Consider the following 22,239-nt stretch of genomic DNA (forward strand, 5'->3'; position numbering starts at 1 on the left):
AATAAACAGGCTAAAGCGACTAGCAAATCCGATAATTAACGAGCAAAGGTGTATACGATGAAAGGCGTTAAACCATTAATTTTAGCTGGTATTGTAGCCGCAAGTGCAGCAGTCCACGCCAATGATTTAAACACGGTAATTGATAAAAGCAGCGAAATTAATAATTTAGCTGCGCAATCACAAACAAAAATAGACAAGATTGCAGATTCAATGCAAGGGCGTTTACAGCAATTCAAAACCCTAAATAAAGAAATAGATGGTTTAGCCGTTTATAACGCACAGCTTACAAAACAGTTAAATAATCAAATAGAAGAGATGGAATCGCTTAATTTATCGATGGATCAAGTATCGATTATTGAGCGCCAAATAACCCCTTTAATGCTTCGTATGATCACTGGGCTTGAACAGTTTGTTGCCTTAGACGTGCCGTTTTTAAAGCAAGAGCGAAAGCAGCGTCTTGAATCATTAAATGCAATGATGGAACGCGCTGATATTACATCAAGTGAAAAATTTCGTCGTGTCTTAGAGGCGTATCAAGTTGAGGTTGACTACGGACGCACTATTGAAGCGTATACCGCATTGCTTGATGTGGACAATAAAGAACGTGAAGTCGACTTTCTGCGCATTGGTCGTTTAGAGCTAATTTACCTTACCCGCGATGGTAAACAAGCAGGTAGTTGGGATCAACAGTCACAGTCGTTTGTTGCACTGCCTGATTCAACCATTAGCCAAATTAATAAAGGGCTTCGCATTGCTCGCAAACAACTAGCCCCAGATATGTTAACACTGCCAATTCATGCTGCAGAATAAGAGGTTTACCATGAAATTATTAACAAAAATGACAAAAATGGCCGTGTTTGCAGCCAGCTTAGGTTTTTCAGGTGCGATGTGTGCCGCTGAACCAATGAACTTAGATGCCTTATTAAAAACGTTAGAGCAGGGTAAATCAGCGCAATCAGAACAAAATAAACAACGCGAACAAGAATTTGCAGCACGTCAAAATGAACAAGTGAAAATGCTTAAAAACACCCAAGCTAAACGAAACCAAATGCTTAGCGAGTCAGAGCGTTTAGAAACGCAGTTTGAAGAAAACGAAATTAAATTGGCTAACCTGACCGATACTTTATCAAAGCGTATGGGTTCATTAAAAGAGCTATTTGGTGTGCTACAACAAGTTGCTGGAGATTCTAGCAATAAGTTTGCAACCTCGGTGGTATCGGCTCAGTTACCTGGGCGTAGTACTTTTATGGACGAATTGGCGCAAAAAATGGGTTCTACCTCAAAGCTTGCGTCTATTGAAGATATCGAAAAGGTTTGGTTTGAGCTACAACGCGAAATGACCGAACAAGGAAAAGTAAGCCGCTTCAATACTGATGTAATTGTTGACGGTGGCAATAAAGTACAAAAAGAAGTGGTACGTGTGGGTGCATTTAACCTTATTAGTGACGGTCAGTACCTAGAGTATACGCCTTCTACCAATACTATTAGCCAGCTTACTCGCCAACCAAGTAGCCGCTTTACTGCGACTGCGGCTGATTTGCAGCAAGCAAACACCGGTGTGGTGCCGTTTGCGCTTGACCCAACTGGTGGTTCAATTTTAGGTTTGTTAGTACAAGCCCCTGATACCAGCGAGCAAGTTCATCAAGGTGGTGCAGTTGGTTACGTTATTTTAGGCGTTGGCTTATTAGCGTTATTAATTGCGTTAGAGCGTTTTGTATCGCTCCTGCTGATGGGTGGAAAAATCCGTCGTCAATTAAAAGACGATACAGCCCGTGATGATAACCCGCTAGGGCGCGTCATGAAAGTGAAAGACCAATATCCTAATGTGGCGTACGACACGCTTGAACTTAAGTTAAGCGAAGCCATTTTACGCGAAATGCCAAAAATCACCCGTAATTTAACGCTTATTAAAATTATCTCTGTGGTAGCGCCATTGCTGGGCTTACTCGGTACGGTAACTGGGATGATCAATACCTTCCAAGCAATTACTTTATTCGGCACTGGCGACCCTAAACTAATGGCAGGCGGTATTTCGCAAGCCCTGGTTACTACGGTATTAGGCCTTGTTGTTGCCATTCCAACGGTGTTTTTATACACCTTATTGAATACTCGCTCAAAAGGCTTACTGCTTATTTTACAAGAACAAAGTGCAGGTATTATTGCCGAGCGAAGCGAGAAAGGAGCTTAAACCATGGTGCTATTGATTGATTCAATCAATGCTATCCGTGATTTTCTCGACACGGGTGGCCAAGTTCTCTTGGTCATTGCCGTGTTAATTTTCGCGATGTGGTTATTGATACTCGAGCGATTTATGTACTTTTTTAATGGCTATCGACACTACAAAAAAGACGTTAAAAATACGTGGAAAACTCGTAGTGAACGCAACAGCTGGAATGCAGAGCAAATACGCCAGGCCATGGTGTCACGCGCCAGTATGCGATTAAACGCAAACTTACCACTGATTAATGTGATGGTGGCGCTGTGTCCACTATTAGGTTTACTCGGCACAGTTACAGGGATGATAGAAGTCTTCGATGTAATGGCTATTACAGGTACAGGCAGCGCACGCTCTATGGCATCGGGTGTGTCAAAAGCAACCATACCCACTATGGCAGGTATGGTCGGTGCGTTATCTGGGGTGTTTGCCTCAACCTATTTACAGCGTAAAGCAAAGCGTGAAGTTGAATTGTTGCAAGACACTATGGTGTTGGACCACTAAATAATTATTGAAAAGCGGTGAACATAATCACCGCTTATTCTAGGAGAAGTAAAATGAGAGCCCCATTAGGTAATTTATTCCAAGAAGATGAAGCAGAAGAAATAAACATGACTCCTATGCTGGATGTTGTATTTATTATGCTTATTTTCTTTATTGTTACAGCCTCGTTTGTAAAAGAAGCCGGTATTGATGTAAACCGCCCTGAAGCGGCAACTGCTGTAAAAAAAGAACGCGCTAACATATTAGTGGCTATTTCAGATCAAGGCGAAATTTGGATCAATAAACGTCAAATTGATGTACGTGCTGTACAAGCTAACATTGAACGCTTAAAAGCTGAAAATCCACAAGGCAGTGTGGTTATTCAGGCCGATAAAAAAGCCACTACAGAAACCTTGATAAAAGTGATGGATGCCTCGCGTGCAGCGGGTGTATTTGATGTTTCAATAGCGGCTCAAGAAGGGTAACGAGTGATGCGTTATGTACTTGCGTTAATTATAGCGGGTGTGGTGACCTTTATGCTGTTTTTAGGTATGCAGGCATTGATCACCGGCGGAGAAGGCGCCATGACGGAGCCTGCAAAAGGGAATGTATTAGATTTTGTCCGTTTGAAAAAAGAAGAAACGGTACAAAAAAAGGAGCGTAAACCACAAAAGCCACCAACACCTAAAGAGCCACCACCGCCAATGGAATCGCCACAAATGCAAAGTAGCGATAACAACGCTGCTAGCAACAACTTTGATTTTGCTGCAAATGTCGATGCTGATGTAAATCTAGCGGGTGGATTAGCATTAGAAACCAGTGATGGTGAGTATTTACCGATAGTAAAAGTGGCACCGGTATACCCAAGGCGTGCTTTGTCGCGTGGTATTGAAGGGTATGTCATTGTTGAGTTTACAGTGACCAAGCAAGGCACAGTGAAAGAGCCACAAGTTATTAAAGCCGAGCCAGAGTCATTGTTTGACAGAGCAGCGATGGATGCGGCCCTTAAGTTTAAATATAAACCGCGCGTTGTTAATGGCGAAGCTGTTGAAGTAGCCGGTGTGCAAAATAAAATTTCTTTCCAAATTAATGGTTAATTCTATTAAGTAAGTAAAGAGTGAACGTGAGGCAATTATGAAATTAAAACTAACAACCAAGCTATTAAAGCTTAGCATGTTGTGCACTGTTGCAATCAGTGCCAGCGTTGTTACACCAAGTGCATTGAGTGTACTTCCGGGTGTAAATTTGGCGACAGTACAGGCTGCTGAAAAGCAGAAAACAACACGAGTTCCCGCACTGCGTGAAAAGGTATACAGCCAATTAGCTCGCGCCCAAAAACTTGCGGATGATGGCGACAGTAAAGCAGGTTTAGACGCGCTTGACAGCATACAAGCGCGCTCATCAAGTATGAACTCTTATGAAATTGCGATGATGCATAACTTTTATGGGTTTATTTATTACAATGAAAACGACCTTGTAAAAGCGATTGCCTCATTTGAAAAAGTGATTGCAGAAGATGGCATTCCAGAAACATTGCGTTTGAGCACGACATTCAGTTTAGCGCAGCTTGCAATGGCTAACAGCGACTATGAAAAGGTTATCGCATTTTTAGATAAATGGGATGCCATTAATACAAAGCCTAAAACCGACGCCTATTATTTATTAAGAGCGCAAACCTACTATCAATTAAAAGACTATGAGCAAGGCTTGAGTTACATTACCCAAGCCATTAACTTAAGTGATAGCGAAGGCAAAGTACCAAAAGAAAACTGGCTGGTACTGCAACGTGCTATGTATTACTCACTTAACCAAACCGATAAAGTAGTCAGCGTACTTGAGCGTATGGTAAAGCTATACAACAAACCTGAGTATTGGGTGCAATTAGCCGGTATGTACGGTGAAACTGGGCAAGAAAAACAGCAGCTTAGTGTTTTAGAAGCGGCTTACCAGCAAGGATTTTTAACCTCTAAATCTGACCTAAGACAGCTTGCACAGGTATATTTATATAATCAGCTTGCTTACAAAGCCGCCAGTGTAATGAGTAAGGCACTAGAGCAGGGCATTGCTGAACCAACAGCTAAAAATTATGCCTTTGTAGCCGAGGCCATGGTACAAGCTAAAGAAGATGCTAAGTCGATTAGTTACTTTACCAAAGCTGCAGAGCGCTCAGAGCATGGTAAATACGACCAGCGCTTGGCTGAAGTGTATGTAAATACAGAGCAGTATGACGAAGCTGCCGATGCAGCGCGAATGGCACTGGATAAAGGCGGCCTTGATTTTGAATCAAATGCGTTTGTTGCTTTAGGGATGGCACAATACAATTTACAAAACTTTGATGCGTCTATCCTTGCGTTTGAACAAGCCGAAAAGCACAAAAAATCGCAACGTTTAGCCCAGCAATGGATCAAATATGTAAAACGCGAAAAAGTGCATGCGCAAACATTAAAAACAGCACTGCTTTAATTTTTATAGTGCGATTATTAGTTCTTAATTGACGCACTAAAAACCATTTCATAATTGCACTACTCAAACCACACTAACATTTAGTTTGTGTGGTTTTTTTGCGCGCGCTTTTAAAGCAACCAATTGATTTTTAATTAATTAACATTGTCATTTTATGTTTATTAAAGTGTAACTTCATTGTCATATCACTCCCGTATTGTACTTCGTATTCGATAACTCAAGTGACCTTAATGCATGAGTATCGTGCCTTAAAGTGACTTAAGTTATTACTTAATGCGCTAACACAATAATTAAATACTTTTACGGAGTGAACAATGAAATTATCTGGCTTATTCAAAATCAGCTTAGTGGCTACAGCAATAACACTGGCTGGTTGTGGTGGTGGAGATATTAACGTTACACCTACGACAGTTGATAACAGTGTAGACAATTCAGTGACTAACCCAGGTGGTGATAATGGTGGCGATACATTAAGTTGCGCCACATACACATTAGATGGAGCTACATTTACAGGTGAAGCAGAAGGCGTAAACTGTTTATACAGCCAAGCATTTGCAAGTAATGCAAAAGAAATTACTAGCTCTTTTGTTATCCCCGCGCTAGATGATGGCGGTGCCCATGTATTTGAAGGTGCTTTATTTATAGGTGACGATGTAGACACATCTACAGGCGCTACTATTGATGTTAATGGCCCAACATTGTCTATTGAAGCAGGCGCTACCATTGCGTTTACCAAGCCAGAGAGTTTTATTCGTATTGCTCGCGGTGCAAATATTGAAGCAATTGGTGAAGTAGATAAGCCAATTATTTTCACAAGTATTAAAGAAGTTGATGGTGATGATTCAACAACCGCTCAAATTGGGGATTGGGGTGGCGTTCAGGTAAATGGACGTGGCCATTCTATTCGTTGTACAGCGACTGCTGCGGCACAAGACATGTGTAACCACTCAGCTGAAGGTATTGTATCTTATTACGGTGGTAATGACCCGCAAGATAGTAGCGGTATATTAAAGCACATTGTTATTAAGTATGCAGGATTTGGCGTTGAAGGTGATGAGCTAAATGGTTTAACACTAAATGCTGTTGGCTCAGGCACAACAATTGATTATGTTCATGTACATAATGGTTTTGATGATGGTATAGAGCTCTTTGGTGGTAGCGTTAATCTTAAACATATTGTTGTTACTGATACTGGTGATGACGGTATTGACTGGGATGAGGGTTGGAAAGGTTACGGACAGTACATTCTTGTACGTTCAAATGAATATGGAAATCATGGATTTGAAACAGATGGCGCAAAAGTAGATCCATTATCTGCAGACGCACAAGATTTAGTAACGACTGTTTCTAACCCAACTATTGCTAATGCAACCGTTGTTACTACTGGTGATCAAGGTGCTGAAGGGCGTCGTACTGGTGCCGGTATGGAAATGAAAGAATGGGGTAAAGCGCAATTAGCTAATATGTTGTTTGTAAACTCATCATCTGTAGATGGTGCTGGCTGTTTTGATTTATATAATGAAAAAGATAAATCAGGAGATGCCGGTGTGCATGCCAATGCAAACAACGGTGATATCGCATTTGTGAGTTCAATATTTGCGTGTGGTAAGAATTTTGAAGACGTAAACACTCCTTTAACAGGTGCGTTAGCAAGCTTTGATATCAATACCTGGTTTACTGGTGGCGAAAATAATCAGCTGATTGGTTTTGCTGATTTTGCAAATGTGCTTGGTGCTGATGGTGTTTCAACTGCAGCAACCATTACAGATTCACAAGGTACTGCGGTAGCTACAACGGCAAAAGACATGAGTGAAGTTGACTCTTTCTTTACTAACGCAGGTTATATTGGTGCACTTAAAGAAGGTGAATCAAGTGAATGGGCTGATTTTGTAGCCGCATCTTTACAACGCGCTAGTAATTAATCTAGACCGGCTCTAATTATAAGGCGCTATGGCGCCTTTTTTAAGGGAATTTTAGGTTTAGAGGATATAAATATGAAACATCAAAAGCAGTTTAAAACTAATCTAATAACGTTATCTCTGCTCTCCCTTTTTTCTTCATTTAATTCTTTCGCTGAACAGGCACAAGAAATAATCAATGAAGAAGCGATAGAAGAAGTTGTTGCAACAGGTACACGCCTTAAAGGCAGTGCTAGTGCCGTAATTGATGAACGTAAAAATCAGGCATTTGTTGCTGATATAATGGGTTCAGAGCAAATATCTAGAACGGGTGATAGCGATGCCGCTTCAGCACTTCGCCGTGTTACAGGCTTATCTTTAGTTAACGATAAGTTTATTTATGTACGCGGTTTAGGTGAGCGTTACTCAAGCGTGCGTTTAAATGGCGCAGTTGTTCCAAGCCCAGATCTGACCAGAAATGTAATACCACTTGATATTTTCCCATCAAGTATTATTGAGTCTTTAGCTGTTCAAAAAGCCTATTCACCTAATATGCCTGCGGCTTTTGGTGGTGGTGACGTTAATATCAGGACGAAAAGCATTCCAAGTGATACTTTATTTAAAGTTGAGATTGGTGCTAGCTATAAAGATACAAACGATGAAGGCTATACATACAATGGCGGCAGTGATGATTGGTTAGGTAAAGACGATGGTACACGCGCCTTACCAGGAGCCGTTAAAACGGCGCTAAATACCTATATCAATGGCTTGTCTGATATCTCATACAGAAATATAAGAGATGTGGAGTCAAGACGTCAGGGGGCTGATATTGGTCAAGCAGCTGCAATAGACTTAAATAAAAGTTTATCAAAAGCACTACCAAGAGATTTTGGCTTAGAAAAAGAAAGCTTAAACCCTGATGCAGGCATTAAGGCTGTTTATGGCGACCGATTTGATAACTTATTTGGTTTAGATGGCTCTTTTGGTTTCTTAGCATCAGTTGCTTATGAAAATGAATGGTCTAATGCAGAGAAGTTTAGCGCAGTACTTTCTTCTGTTGACGCATCTGAATCTGAATGTTCAAAAGATGACTTTACTTGTTACTCTGCCACAGAGAAAGAAGTATCAACAAAGCATAATATAAAATTAAATAGCTCTCTAAATTTAGGCTATAAAATTGGCGGCCATGATTTAACAGCCACCTATATGATGCTACGAGATACTGAAGATGAAGCTTCTGTTGCGCTTTATCAAGAGCCTTCAAAGTCATTAAGCATTGATGCTGGGCAATTACAGCGAAGCCACCTAACCTCTTTTGAGGAACGTGAACTTGAAATACTTCAACTTCGTGGAATGCACAATTTAGAGTGGAGTTTTCTTGAAGGTGTTGGTGTAGATTGGCAATACACTGATTCAACAGCGACGACGAGTATACCTGGCGAGCTTGAAGTAACGGTGCGTGATGAGTACGCCGATGGCGAATATCAACGTACTTTTTATAATGGCAGTTTAGGTGGCAATCCTTATTTGTATCGATTTGTTGAGCTAGAAGACGATGTAGAAAACTGGGGCGTTAATGTTAACAAAGTTTTTTACTTTGATAACGCCGAAGTTGAAATCGCGGGCGGCGGCTATTTTGTTGAAAAAACGCGTGATTACCGCACAGACTTTTTTAACTATCGCTTCAGCCAAACACAGTCTTTAGATTTAGCACAAAGTGAAGAAGAAGCACTGTCAATTGGTAGTTTCTTTGCTAATGATGCTGTGATCGATTCAACGGATGTAGAGTTATTGTTTCAAGAACCTACAGCCGATGATTACCTAGCAGCGCAAATGATTGATGCTTATTACGGCTCTTTTGATATCACTTTTGCTCAAGATTGGCGTTTAAGTGGTGGTGTGCGTTACGAGGACTTCCGCCAAGTTGCGCTTGCTTTTTCTCGCTCAGCATTCGATCCTGCTTTATTGGCAGATAAATTAAGTGCAGATGCGATAAAACAAGCAAGTGTGATGGAAGATGAGTATTTTACTTCATTATCTATGACATATAGTCAGCAGTCGTACCAAGTTCGTTTTGGCTATGGCAGCACGGTTGTTCGTCCTGATTTGCGTGAGCTAAGCCCTGTTCAATTCCAAGATCCGTTGACTGGTTATCGAACACTTGGTAATCCATTCTTAGAATCTAGTTACCTAGATAACTTTGATGCACGTATCGAATTTTATATGGACAATGGTGATAACTACTCAGTTGGCGCATTCTATAAAGATATAGATAATCCAATCGAAGCATTATTAACCGAAAGTGACGGCCGTTTTACTCTGCAGTTTGACAATGCAGATACAGCCTATGTTTACGGTATAGAAGCTGAATGGTTAACTGAGTTGCATAGTGATTTATTAGGAGGTGCTTTTTTTACTTCTGGTAATTTAACGGTTAGTGATTCAGAAGTTGAAATTGCAGAAGAACAGCGCGCCGACCTTACAAATCTAAAGCGACGTATGACTGGCCACTCAAAGTATGTTGCCAACCTACAATTGAATTACGATTCGCATGATGGCATGCACCAAGCTTCAGTTATTTATAACGTATTTGGTGACCGTATTTTAGCTGCGGGTGTTAACAACTTTGATGACGCTTACGAACAACCTTTAAACTCGTTAGACATGGTTTATAGTTACTACCCAACGTTTAATACCACATTAACACTTAAAGTGAAGAATATGTTGGGACAAAACTTTGAAGTAGAACAAAATGATGTGTTAATTCGTTCTCAAGAAACGCCTAGAGAACTGAGCGTCAGCTTTAGCTACGAGTTTTAAGTAAAAGCCCAAGGATAGGATTTATAACAACGCCTAACTATTTATTAGCCCTGTATTTTGTACAGGGCTTTTTTATGTGTATGAAAAATATTTGAGTTACAGTTTATTGACTAGTTTTAGTGTGCTGGTGGTGTTAGCTTAAGGCTGTAAAAATTAAATCTCACGCAATGAATTTTTAATTTTTAATGTATAGGCTCCTTTTATGAATCAAACAGTGGAACAAACAATGAAAAAAGTAGGATTAGTCGGATGGCGCGGCATGGTAGGCTCAGTATTACTAGAGCGAATGAAACAACAACATGATTTTGCACATATCGACACCACCTTTTTCACCACCTCACAAGCAGGTCAGCTTGGCCCAGAGTTAGCAGGTCCAGCTAAACCGCTTTTAGATGCTAGTGATATTTCTGAACTTGCAAAAATGGACATTATTGTTACCTGTCAGGGTGGCGATTATACCAATGCGGTGTACCCAAAATTACGTGAATCGGGTTGGGATGGCTATTGGATAGATGCAGCCTCTGCGCTGCGTATGAGCGATGACAGTATTATCGTACTTGACCCTGTTAACAAAGATGTCATTGAACAAGGGCTTGAGCAAGGCGTTAAAACCTTTGTAGGTGGTAACTGCACGGTTTCACTTATGCTACTAGCACTGGGCGGTTTATTTGAGCACGACCTAATTGAATGGGTAAGCCCAATGACTTACCAAGCTGCGTCGGGCGCCGGTGCGCGAAATATGAAAGAGCTTATTGCTCAAATGGGGGCTATTCATGCAAGTGTCGCACAGCAATTAGATATTCCAAGTTCAGCTATTTTAGAAATTGATAAAATAGTCAGCGAAAAAATGGCATCGAGTGATTTGCCACAAGACCAATTTGGTGTGCCACTGGCAGGTAGCTTAATCCCATGGATTGATGTGCCTATGCCAAGCGGTCAATCAAAAGAAGAATGGAAAGCGCAAGTAGAAGCCAACAAAATTTTAGGCTCATCTAAACAGCCTGTGCCTATAGATGGTTTATGTGTACGTATTGGTGCAATGCGCTGTCATAGCCAAGCGATGACCATTAAACTACGTGAAGATATTAGTGTAGAAAAAATAGAAGAAATTTTAGCTTCGCACAATGAGTGGGTTAAAGTTATTCCTAATCAGCGCGACATTACCAGTACCGATTTAACTCCAGTTAAAGTAACCGGTACGCTGAGTATCCCTGTTGGTCGTATTCGTAAACTCGCTATGGGGCCAAAATACATCAGCGCCTTTACCGTGGGCGATCAGCTTTTATGGGGTGCAGCGGAGCCACTTCGCCGGATGCTACGAATTATTGTAGACGGTGAGTAAGTTTCTAGTTCATCAAGTTAAAGGGTTAGCAAATTGCTAACCTTTTTATTGCCTCTTCGAAACATTCTCATATTATTTCTTGCTCAACCCTTTTAGTCACACTATATTCTTAAGAGTGTTTTTAGAGGTTAACTTCATGAATATATCAAAAAAATTAAAGCTCTCTTTTGCATCTGCAATTGCCTTGCCGTTATTAATTATAGCTGCTTTAGTTATTTCCCAAACCAGAGAGCAAGCACTTGATAATTTTTCTCAGTTAAGTGAACGTGAAGCCCGCCAAGTTGATAATGCAATTACTATGTTTTTTGCTGAAATTGCTAAAAACGTGGACTACTTAGCCTCCCACCAAACGATTAAAAATGCCCGTGAAAACATAAAAACGCATATGAATGTTGGCACGAAGGTAATGCTTGATCACCCTAACCAAAGTCCGACGGAGCAAGCTGCTTACAGTTTATTTAATCATTTTGGTGAGACTCACCCTGGGCTTGCTTATATTTACATGGGAAATGAACAAGGTGGTTATATTCAATGGCCAATGGGAAACGTAAACGCCAATTATGATCCTCGTCAGCGCCCATGGTACAAAACAGCCAAACAAGCGAACGGTAAAACAACCCGTACTAATGCGTATTACTGGGCTGCTGATGATTTAGTGATTGTGTCCACGGTTAAAGCTATTATTGATAACGGTGAATTAATTGGTGCTCAAGGGATGGATGTTTCATTGGGCGGGCTTACCGATATTATTGCCGATATTAAATTAGGCGAAACAGGTTACTTAATGTTGATTGAAGACAGCGGCAGTGTGCTGGTGGATGTGAAACACCCAGATTACCGATTCAAAAACCTAGCAGATATTGAGGGGGCTAAATACGCCGATTTAGCTAAAAATAGCAAAGGCCTGTTTGATGTAGATATTGATGGAAAACAGTATATGGCCAATATTTATACGTCTCCCATTTTAGGTTGGAAGTTTATTGGGGTGGTAGAAAAGTCTGAGGTAATGAGTGCGGCCAATGCGATGGCGTACACCATTTTAATTATTAGCGCGATATTAATTGCCGTATTTGTTGCGATAGCGAGTTATATTTCTAAACTTATTTCAGCTCCAATTGTTGAGGTGAGCGATGGTTTAACTGAAATATCGCAAGGCGGCGGTGATTTAACCCAGCGCTTAACAATAAAAACCAAAGATGAAACCGCTAAACTAGCCACCAGCTTTAACTTATTTTTAAATTTGATCAGTGAGCTGGTGAAGCAAATTAATGAATGCGCACAAAATGTTAGTAAAACCTCATCGCAAACATCATCACAAGCAGCTCAACTAACAAGCTCTACTAGCCAACAACAACAAGCTTTAGAAATGGCGGCAACGGCTATTAATGAAATGGCTGCCACTGCTAATGAAGTGTCGAGTAGTTGTGCGAATGCGGCCGATTTGGCGGTTCAAACACAACAAGCATCAGATTTAGGGCAATCGGTTATTACACAAACCGTAGAAAGTGTGGTGCAGCTCTGTGATGTAATAAATAATGCCTCAGCAGACATTACTCAACTTGATACTGAAAGTGAAAATATTATGTCGATTTTGAGCGTTATTCGTGGCATTTCAGAGCAAACCAATTTATTAGCATTGAATGCTGCAATTGAAGCTGCGCGAGCTGGTGAGCATGGGCGTGGTTTTGCAGTGGTTGCTGATGAAGTTCGTGCGTTATCGCAGCGTACTGCAGAGTCGACCGAAGAAGTAGCATCGCAGCTTGATAAGTTACGCACGATGTCTTCTAAAGTCTCTAAAGACATGGAACGCAGCATAGAAACCACCAATAAAACTGTAGAACTTGCGCATTCTGCGCAACAACAGTTTAGTGAGATCACGGCATCTATTGTTAATATTAGTGATTTAAATACGCAAATAGCCACCGCTGCTGAAGAGCAGCAACACGTCGCTGAAGACATCAATCGAAATGTGACAGAAATTAAAAACTCGGCTGATGAGGTGAGTGATATTGCTGTTAGCACCAGTGAGAATGGCAATGAAATGAGTCGCCTTTCATCGATATTAACTGATTTAGTAGGTAAGTTTAAAGTATAAACAATAGGGCAAGTGCATACTTGCCCTATTCAATCTGCTACTTATTTTTGAGTAATTGTGTTAACTCTGCCAGTTGTGCTTTCAATTCGTTTACTTGGCCTTGGGTTGCGGGCAGTGAGTCTGTATCGGCTTGCTCTTCTCGTGCATTGCGATGCTCTTCACTCATTACTTCTAAAATAGCCCCCACCATCATATTTAAGAATACAAATGCAGTTAAAAAGATAAAGGTTAAGTAAAAAATCCAACTTAATTTGTATACCGCCATGGTTTCGTACATCACGTCGGTCCAATCTTCGAAGGTGGCGATTCTAAACAAGGTAAGCATAGAAATAGAGACATCGCCCCACAGTACTGGGTTTATTTCAGCAAACAACATGCTACCTGTGGCAGCATAAATATAAAAAATCACAAACATTAGCAGCGCGATATAGCCCATTTGCGGGATGGCTTTTATTAGTGAGTTCACTAATAAGCGCAGCTCTGGGATCATAGACACTAAACGTAGTACGCGGAAAATGCGTAGTAGTCGAGCAATAAAAATAGTCGAGCCTGCCGCAGGGTATAAACTACCTATCACTATAATGAAGTCAAATATGTTCCAGCCTTTGGAGAAAAAATCTTTGATCCCTTTACTGGCAATATAACGAATAACCAATTCGATCAAGAAAAACACTGTGATGCCTATATCCATCCAATGTAGAAATAGCTCAGCAGTAGGGTGTAATGAATAGGTATGTGCACCTACGGTCAGTGCAGAAACCACAATAACTGCAATAACAAATGATTGAAATAATTTACTTTTATCGATACGCTGGAACAGCTCTTGTAACTGCGACAACATCATAACGTGCCCTTAACGGTTATAAATATAAAACCAGTGCAATATACAGCAAAAGTAACGAAAATTAGTAGTTTTCCGGTGAAAATATAAGGAATTTTGAATGTTAAATAATAACTTAAAGTATCTACTTTCGTTATCTGTAATCGTAGTGCTAGCAGGGTGTAGCAGCGATAGCCGCTATCATGAAATTCAATCAGCCCGATTAGGTGAGTGCAGCCATATGGCTGACAAGGAATACCATGAATGTGTTAAACAACAACAAGACAGCTACAAAGAATTTAAAAAACAACAAACCGCCGAGCAGTAATAAACCATGACCAAAACCCAAAAGCAGCTAGATAAACGTATTCGTCAACAATTAACAATTGCTTGCGAGCAAATAAAAGATAACGTTGAGGGCTTTAGCTTTCTTACTCACTCGGCAGATTTAAACAATTTACCTTCTAAGTTTACTGTAAGTTGTTATTTTATTGATGATATTGCACTAGAGCAGGCTAAACAAAATAACCAGCTAGATTACATTGTGCAGCTTATTTGTAATGCATTAGCTAGTTTAAATATTCATATAAAAAACAATGCTATTTCATTTCTTAAGCAGTAAAAATCGGTACTGTGTTTTTGTTTAATTATCCCTCATTTTAAGCTGTATTTGGCATTTATGGTCTTAGTAAAAGCTTTAATATGGAGAGATTCTATTAAGCAGGCTATAATCGCAAAAAAATTGTAATAGAGATTAAATATGGCCGTTCCAACACGCTCGCAAATAACGCCAGGCACAGAGGTTAATATTGTGCTTAAACAAGATCAACGCAGTGGTACTTTAACCAATGGTATTGTGTCGCGTTTATTGACCAAGTCACCTAATCACCCGCACGGAATAAAAGTACAATTAGAAGACGGCCAAGTGGGTCGGGTAAAAGAGATCATTGCATGAGTGAGTTAACCTTAACTGATTTTTGGCGACTGGTTACAGTGGAAGATAAAACCGCAGAGCCTGACTCAGTGTGCCAATCGCTTAAGTCGGCACTGAGTGACTTATCAGATGAGCAATTAATTGAATTTGATAAGCAGTTTAGTATTTGTATGCGTCAAAGTTATACCTGGGATTTATTTGGTGCCGCGTTTGTTATGGCGGGCTGTAATGATGAATATGGTTTTTCAGAATTTCGTTGTTGGTTAATATCCCGTGGTGAAGCCGCATTTAAAGCTGCACTAGAAAACCCAGATAGCCTCGCTCAGTGCACGCCGCTTTATTTTTTAAACGAGCAACCTTATCCGTATTTAGATGAGTATGACCTAATTGCAGGTTTGTTATATGAAGAACGTAACGACGATGAGTTACCCTTTATCCCATCAGGACTTGACCAACCTAAAGGTAAGCGCTTTAAAGACAAACCTAAGTTTTTAAAACAAAATTACCCGCAATTATTTGCTAAGTATTGGCAATAAGACGTTAATATTGCATAACTCTTAACAACTTTTTAAAACATGAAACTGCGTGGATATTTAATTTTTCTATGCAGTTTCTTTGTTCTTTTATCATTTATTTTTTGCATCCTTAAAATTCAAATCACGGTTTCAATTAATTATTTAGTTGCCTTTTACATTAATTAACAATTGTACCTATTTATTTAGTTTTATGAATGACTCCCCATTATCAAATATGTTACATTTGAGCGTTTTTAAATGAATAAAAACTGAATAATTATAATATACGACATAGGAATGTTATGTATAAAACACTTTCATCAGGATTGATAGCATTTTGCTTTTTGAACACGCTAAGTTCTCAAGCTGCTGTTTCGCAGCGAATAAATAAATCATCCACCCAAGAAGTTAAGCAACTTTTAAATCAAAACGCCTCTATTGCTAATAAGTCTTCTGCAAGTTCTTATTTTGTAGAACTAGAACAACCTCAATTGAGCCTTTCACAACAAGTTAATGTGTCTTCTAAAAAGATGCAGCAATATTTTTCTGGGGTTCCAGTATGGGGTCAGCAAATTAGAGTTCAGCCTAACTCTGAACATATTAGTGGCTTTTTTGCTAAAAACATTAACTTTGCATCTTTGAATAAAACAGCGAGCGCTACTTTTGATGAGTTAAAAGCTGTTAAATCTTTGCTGACGAAGTCTAAATTAGATGATTCGCTTGAGAGCCAAATAATAAATAATAAACGCTACATTTATATTCATGATGGCAAGGCTTATTACGTTCGCTTAATTGAACTCAAAGTAACTAAAAATGGCATTGAAACAATGCCAATTGGTTTAATAAGTGAATCTACTTATCAGATTTTTGAACTGTGGGATAATATTCAAAGTATTGACGGTAAAGGACCTGGTGGCAATCAAAAGATTGGCCAGTATGAATACGGTACAGATAGAGACGCATTTAATGTTACCCAAGTCGGTGGGACTTGTTTTTTAGAAAATGACAAAGTAAAAACGGTCACTATGGAATCGGGCTCTGAGCCAAGTGAAGCCTTTTCATTCACATGTGATCGTAATACACATAAGGAAATAAATGGTGCTTTTTCTCCATTAAATGACGCTCATGCATTTGGAACCGCAGTTTTTGATATGTATCAACAATGGTACAACACTGCACCGCTTACATTTCAATTGTTAATGCGAGTTCACAGTGGTGATAACTGGGAAAATGCCACTTGGAATGGCCAAGCAATGACCTTTGGTGATGGCGCTGATAGATTTTACCCGCTGGTTTCACTTGATATTGTATCTCATGAGGTTAGCCACGGCTTTACTAGTCAAAACTCCAATCTAATTTACTCTAATCAATCAGGCGGAATTAACGAGTCTTTCTCTGATATGGCAGGTGAAACTGTAGAGTATTTTTTACGTGGTGAAACTGACTGGTTATCAGGGGCGGATATTTCAAAAGTAGATCCAGCCCTTCGTTACTTTGAAACTCCTTCATTAGATGGCGTTTCTATTGATAAAGCCAGCGATTTTTATCCGGGCATGGATGTTCACTTTAGTAGTGGTGTTTTTAACCGTGCTTTTTTCCTTCTTTCCAATACTGATGGTTGGAATCCTCAAAAAGCGTTTGAAATAATGCTAAAAGCAAATCAAAACTACTGGGTTAATTCGAGTGGTTTTATCGATGGTGCATGTGGAGCAATCAACTCTGCAATTGATTTAAATTATAATGCATTTGATGTAATTTCAGCATTTAATGAAGTAGAAGTTATTTGCGATAATATTAAGTTTGTCGATACTGATTCAGATCTCATGGATGATTACTGGGAACTTTTATACGGACTAGACCCGTCAGATGCCGATGATGCCAACTTAGATTTGGACCAAGATGGCCTTTCTAACTTGGAAGAATACTTAGCAAATACTCTTCCAAACTCAGTTGATACTGATGCTGATAGCTTATCTGATTACGATGAATTAAACGTCTACATGACGTTGCCTAACAACGCGGATTCAGATTCCGATCGTATGCCAGATGGCTGGGAAGTCACTTTTGCATTTAATCCACTCGATGCAGCTGATGCAGAACTTGATTTTGATTCCGATAGCTGGGCTAACTTAATTGAGTACTATGGCAACAGCGACCCAACTGATCCAAACTCTGAACCTTCTGTTTTTCCTGAAACTACTTATAATTTTGATGACGCAGTTGTCCCTGAATTTTTAGTTTCTTCAACCCCTCAAACGCCTTGGTTTATTACTGATTATGACGGCCACGATGGCTTAGTGTTAACTAGCAGTGATATTACTGATTCGCAACAAACGAGTGTTGAATTTCAATTTATAAGTGACGAACAACGTTTTGTTAACTTTAACTACTTATTGGAAACTGAAGCAAATTATGACTTCTTTAAAGTTTATATTAACGACGCACTAGTTCTTGATGAGTCAGGCCTAACTGATTGGAAGGTGGCTTCTTTTCCATTACCTACTGGGTTTAATACAGTTAAGTTTGTATACACTAAAGACGTTATAGTGTCTGAAGGTTTAGATGCTGTATTTATCGATAATTTATACATTGGGCCTAGTTTCCCTGACTCTGATGGTGATGGTATGTCAGATATGTGGGAATTATCGCATGGTTTGGATATAAATACTGACGACTCAGCGCTTGATTTAGATAACGATGGTTTATCTAACCTTCTTGAGTTTTTAAATAACGGTTTACCTAACAACTCAGATACTGATGGCGATTTAATGCCCGATGGGTGGGAGTATAACAACAGTCTAAATCTTACAGATGCCGCCGATGCGTCACAAGATGCTGACAATGATGGATTTACTAACTTCACAGAGTATCAAGCAAATACAGATCCTCAGTCAGATGCCTCTTACCCTGTTGTTTTAAATATCACAACATCATTCGAAGGCGATACACTTCCAACATGGATGACTGAGTCAGTAGACTCAAGTGCACCGTGGTTTATCACAAACGACTTTGCCACACAGGGCTTACAAAGTATTCGCTCGGGAGACATCACTGATTCTCAGTTTAGCGGGTTTACTGTCACGGGTTTATTTGAAGAAGGGGTTTTAGCGTTCGATTATAAGATTGATTCTGAATCGTGTTGTGACTTTTTTATCGTGACTATAGATGGCCAAGAAGTTATTGGTAATGCTGAACGTGGAAATTTAGACGCACCTGAGCAAACTTCATTTTTAGTTAATATTAGTGAAGGGTTGCATAAGATTGAGTTCAAATATACCAAAGACGGATCAGTATCAACTGATGCTGATGCAGTATGGCTTGATAATTTTGCTATGCTTCCAGTCGGTGATCAAACCGATACTGATAACGATCAAATGCCAGACTATTGGGAACTACTAAATGGTTTGAATCGTTTTGATGCAAGTGATGCACTATCTGACAAAGACGCTGACAGCCTTTCAGCCCTTGATGAGTATAACCTAGGAACAAATCCAAATTCATCTGACACAGATTCTGATGAGTTAAGTGATGGCTATGAAGTTAATAATGGCTTGCTACCACTTGACCCTTCAGATGCGAGTTTAGATTTTGATGCTGATGGTTATACTAATATTCAAGAGTTCTATGGGCAAAGCGTTGCTAATGATGCAACATCGACTGTGCAGTCTTTTTCTCAGCTAAATGAAAGCTTTGAAGAAGGGCTTTTGCCAGTTATGTTTACTGAGCTTGCAGAGCACTCTACTCAATGGCAGCTTAATACCAACTGGTCTACGGATGGTACATCAAGCTTAAGCCTAAATGCTTCTCCAGCAGGTAGTAAAAGCGGCTTTGCAATTGCAGGGTTATTTGAGGCGGGGTTCATTAATTTAGATTACTTTTCAAACAGTAACTCATTATTCCAAATTAGTGTTAACGGTACTCAGTACAATATTAAGCATTATCGCTCTCGTTTGTTAATTCCGGTAAATGATGGTTTTAATATTGTGAAGATAAAATACGAAAGTCCTTACTTAGCAGATATGCCTTTTTCAGTTGATAATATTTCATGGACTGCTGAGCTGGATGTAGTTAGTGACTTTGATGGCGACGGTATTCCAGACTATTGGGAAGCACAGAATGGACTAAATGCACTTGACTCTTATGATGCATCAAATGATCCAGACTACGACGGTTTATCTAACTTAAACGAGTATCAGATGTCTAGTAATCCGCTTTCTACAGATACAGATGGCGACGGTGTACTAGATAGTGAAGATAGTCACCCAACTGATTCTAGCTTGGGTGAAAATATAGCCCCTGTTTTTGTATCAAGTTTAGAGCCAATTACTCTTGAAGCAACTTCTCAAAATACTAACCTTACAAATATTTTTGTTCCTGAGGCAACTGATAACGGACATTTAGAACCTTATGTTTATGCTGCTTCTGGGTCTTACTTGCCCCTTGGTGAACATCAAATTACATGGGTTGCTCGTGATTATGTTGGTAACGAAACTACGGCTATTCAAACGGTAACCTTGGTTGACACAACGCCACCTGTTATACAAAACTATTACTCAGTTAATGTTTATGGCAGCTCAATTGATGACATAAAAGCGGCATTATTTAACTCTAATGCTATCTACGATAGTGTATCGGATGTGGCCACTATCGATATTGATAGTAACTTTGTGTTCAGAACGGGGGATACTTTAATTCCTGTTTCTGCCGTTGATGGAGCGGGTAATACTTCTACAGGTGAAATAAATGCTCGTGTTTTTCCTAAGGTTAGTATCCAGCCTACTACCTATGTTTACCAAGATGGTAATGCGGTTATTGATGTATTCATAAGTGGTAAAAGCCCTTACGGTTCAGTAAGTTTTGATCTGATTGGAAATAATACTAGTAAATATATATCTACAAATCAGCATGGTCTTGTCAAGGTAGTGCTAGAACGTGAGTTCTTTGAAAATGCGTCGAATATTCGCATTAATACGAGAAGCAGTTCATTTACTGATAGAAATGATACTAGCCAGTTAGTCTTTCTAAATGAAACTGCAAAACCTGAATTTATTACTAATCTATATCAAAATGGAAAAGTAATAAGCAAGATAGTTCAACGTGATTCATCAGACTTTATTGTTGAAGTTAATGCAGTAAATTTACCGAGTGCAGCAGCTGATAATTCAATAGAGCTTCAGTTATCTTCACAAGGTGATTACTTTGTAAATAAAGTTGGTAACTCAAAATGGAATATCACTTTTACGCCTCAATTACTTACTGATTCTAACAATCTAGACATTATGTTTACTATAAAACAGAATAGCGAGACTGTTGCAACGGATCAAATTAGTTTACGTGTGATTGACGCAGTTACTTTTAATGATCTTGAGTTAGATACTGATGGTGATGGTATTCCTGATGCTGAAGAAGGTGTGAGCGATGGCGATAAAGACGGCATTGTTGATTACTTAGATAGCTCTTCTATTACGCATTCAGCTGTTTTAGATTCAGGTGATATGGTTCGTAGTATCGATGAGTTTAATCACTTGTCAGTAGGTAACATTAAACAGGCTACTGTAACGCAAATGATTGCTGATATGTCTATTTCAGAGCAAGACTTAAGTACTTACTTTGATAGCTTAGACGTTACAGAACCTCACTTTCAAGCTAAAAGTGATATTGTAAATATTCACATTACTCTTTCAAACTCATCGGGTACGGCTGAAATTGCGATACCAGAGTACGTTAACTCTATTTTAAGTTCAGAAATGCAAATTCGTTTGTTATCTAATACAGGCTGGCAGTCGGTTTCAATGCTAACTGGTAACGTGTACGAGCAAATTTGTTCAGGTTGCTTTACTTTTGCAGTAACAGACGGCAGTGAATTTGACTTAGACGGTCAAGTTAATGGTGTAATTGAATTTGTTGCTAAGTTAGCTGAAGAAAGCTTAAACCAAGCGCCTGTTTTAGATGTAACAATTCCAGCATCCATTGAAGAGCTTTCAACTACTGAGCTTGATGCGTCAGGAACAACAGATCCTGATGGTGATTTGCTAAGTTTTGAGTGGAGTATTGATCATCCTCAATTATCACTGGCGCCTTCAGAGACAGATAGTAAAGCGACACTGACTGTAGGTGAATTAGAGGAAACGTTCACTACAGATATTACTTTATTAATCTCAGATGGTTACGAGCAATTCACAGAGGTATATACAGTGACCTTTATGCACGTTAATCAATTACCAGAAGTTGAGTTGAGCTCATCTTCTTTATCGGTTGATGAGGGTAAAGAAGTTAGCGTTACAGCAACAGCGACAGACAAAGAGTCATCTGAACTTACTTATAGCTGGGTTCAAACACAAGGTATTGAAGTCGCAATTGAAGATGCTAATTCAAATACATTGTCGTTTATTGCGCCAAATGTATCTGTAGCAAGTGAGCTTGGCTTTAAACTTAGTGTTTCTGATGGTGAAGGGGAGACAGAGCAAAGTGTTATCGTTACTGTTAATAATGTACCTGAAGCACTTGCAACACCTAAAGAAGGTGATAAAAGTGGAGGAGGTTCTTTCAGTTTCTTCTTATTACTTTTAGCCGCTTTGTTTGTTTATAGAAGAGTACAGTTGTTACACAAATAACAACAGTCTAATTATATAACTATTAAATCCCTTGATTGTT

Annotated in this window: 16 protein-coding genes; 15 read left to right on the forward strand and 1 reads right to left on the reverse strand. The window is 39.4% G+C overall.

Going from position 1 to position 22,239, the window contains the following annotated elements:
* Nucleotides 1-57 precede the first annotated feature (57 nt).
* The 10 genes from DK924_RS09325 (at nt 58) to DK924_RS09370 (ending at nt 13,316) form a co-directional block, all read left to right on the forward strand.
* On the forward strand, nt 58-810 hold the full coding sequence (locus DK924_RS09325) for a DUF3450 domain-containing protein (protein WP_109874980.1): 753 nt from the start codon (nt 58-60) through the stop codon (nt 808-810).
* 10 nt (nt 811-820) lie between these two features.
* Nucleotides 821-2,188: a MotA/TolQ/ExbB proton channel family protein gene (locus tag DK924_RS09330; RefSeq protein WP_109874981.1), complete on the forward strand. Its 1,368-nt coding sequence runs from the start codon at nt 821-823 to the stop codon at nt 2,186-2,188.
* A 3-nt stretch (nt 2,189-2,191) separates the two neighbouring features.
* Entirely contained in the window at nt 2,192-2,719 is a 528-nt protein-coding gene (locus tag DK924_RS09335; protein WP_008111501.1) for a MotA/TolQ/ExbB proton channel family protein, read from the forward strand.
* A 53-nt stretch (nt 2,720-2,772) separates the two neighbouring features.
* Nucleotides 2,773-3,183: a biopolymer transporter ExbD gene (locus DK924_RS09340; RefSeq protein WP_008111500.1), complete on the forward strand. Its 411-nt coding sequence runs from the start codon at nt 2,773-2,775 to the stop codon at nt 3,181-3,183.
* 6 nt (nt 3,184-3,189) lie between these two features.
* The gene (locus DK924_RS09345; protein WP_008111498.1) at nt 3,190-3,795 is read left to right on the forward strand and encodes an energy transducer TonB; all 606 of its coding nucleotides are present in this window, start codon (nt 3,190-3,192) and stop codon (nt 3,793-3,795) included.
* 37 nt (nt 3,796-3,832) lie between these two features.
* A complete protein-coding gene (locus DK924_RS09350) occupies nt 3,833-5,161 on the forward strand; it encodes a lipopolysaccharide assembly protein LapB (protein ID WP_054201579.1) in 1,329 nt (442 codons plus the stop codon).
* 314 nt (nt 5,162-5,475) lie between these two features.
* Complete coding sequence (locus DK924_RS09355) at nt 5,476-7,083, forward strand: hypothetical protein (protein WP_109874982.1); 1,608 nt, start codon at nt 5,476-5,478, stop codon at nt 7,081-7,083.
* A 72-nt stretch (nt 7,084-7,155) separates the two neighbouring features.
* A complete protein-coding gene (locus tag DK924_RS09360) occupies nt 7,156-9,879 on the forward strand; it encodes a TonB-dependent receptor domain-containing protein (protein WP_109874983.1) in 2,724 nt (907 codons plus the stop codon).
* Between the two features lie 202 nt (nt 9,880-10,081).
* Entirely contained in the window at nt 10,082-11,221 is a 1,140-nt protein-coding gene (gene asd / locus DK924_RS09365) for an aspartate-semialdehyde dehydrogenase (protein ID WP_109874984.1), read from the forward strand.
* A 136-nt stretch (nt 11,222-11,357) separates the two neighbouring features.
* Complete coding sequence (locus DK924_RS09370) at nt 11,358-13,316, forward strand: methyl-accepting chemotaxis protein (RefSeq protein WP_054201573.1); 1,959 nt, start codon at nt 11,358-11,360, stop codon at nt 13,314-13,316.
* 37 nt (nt 13,317-13,353) lie between these two features.
* Here DK924_RS09370 and DK924_RS09375 read toward each other — a convergent pair whose 3' ends face one another.
* Nucleotides 13,354-14,157 carry an ion transporter gene (locus DK924_RS09375; protein ID WP_171043270.1) on the reverse strand — a complete coding sequence of 268 codons (804 nt, stop codon included), beginning with the start codon at nt 14,155-14,157 and terminating at the stop codon, nt 13,354-13,356.
* Between the two features lie 100 nt (nt 14,158-14,257).
* Here DK924_RS09375 and DK924_RS09380 point away from each other — a divergent pair, with 100 nt between their 5' ends.
* From DK924_RS09380 to DK924_RS09400, 5 genes are all read left to right on the forward strand, one after another.
* Nucleotides 14,258-14,464, forward strand: a complete 207-nt coding sequence (locus DK924_RS09380; protein ID WP_075170163.1) for a hypothetical protein — start codon at nt 14,258-14,260, stop codon at nt 14,462-14,464.
* Between the two features lie 6 nt (nt 14,465-14,470).
* A complete protein-coding gene (locus DK924_RS09385) occupies nt 14,471-14,758 on the forward strand; it encodes a hypothetical protein (RefSeq protein WP_055012068.1) in 288 nt (95 codons plus the stop codon).
* A gap of 138 nt (nt 14,759-14,896) precedes the next feature.
* Entirely contained in the window at nt 14,897-15,091 is a 195-nt protein-coding gene (locus DK924_RS09390; RefSeq protein WP_008468098.1) for a YwbE family protein, read from the forward strand.
* Entirely contained in the window at nt 15,088-15,606 is a 519-nt protein-coding gene (locus DK924_RS09395; RefSeq protein WP_054201571.1) for a DUF4240 domain-containing protein, read from the forward strand. The genes DK924_RS09390 and DK924_RS09395 overlap by 4 nt, the downstream gene beginning before the upstream one ends.
* Nucleotides 15,607-15,887: 281 nt before the next feature.
* Nucleotides 15,888-22,199 carry a M4 family metallopeptidase gene (locus DK924_RS09400; protein ID WP_109874986.1) on the forward strand — a complete coding sequence of 2,104 codons (6,312 nt, stop codon included), beginning with the start codon at nt 15,888-15,890 and terminating at the stop codon, nt 22,197-22,199.
* Nucleotides 22,200-22,239: the final 40 nt, after the last annotated feature.

Source organism: Pseudoalteromonas sp. meg-B1 (genome assembly GCF_003173795.1).
GTDB classification, from domain to species: Bacteria; Pseudomonadota; Gammaproteobacteria; order Enterobacterales; family Alteromonadaceae; genus Pseudoalteromonas; species Pseudoalteromonas undina.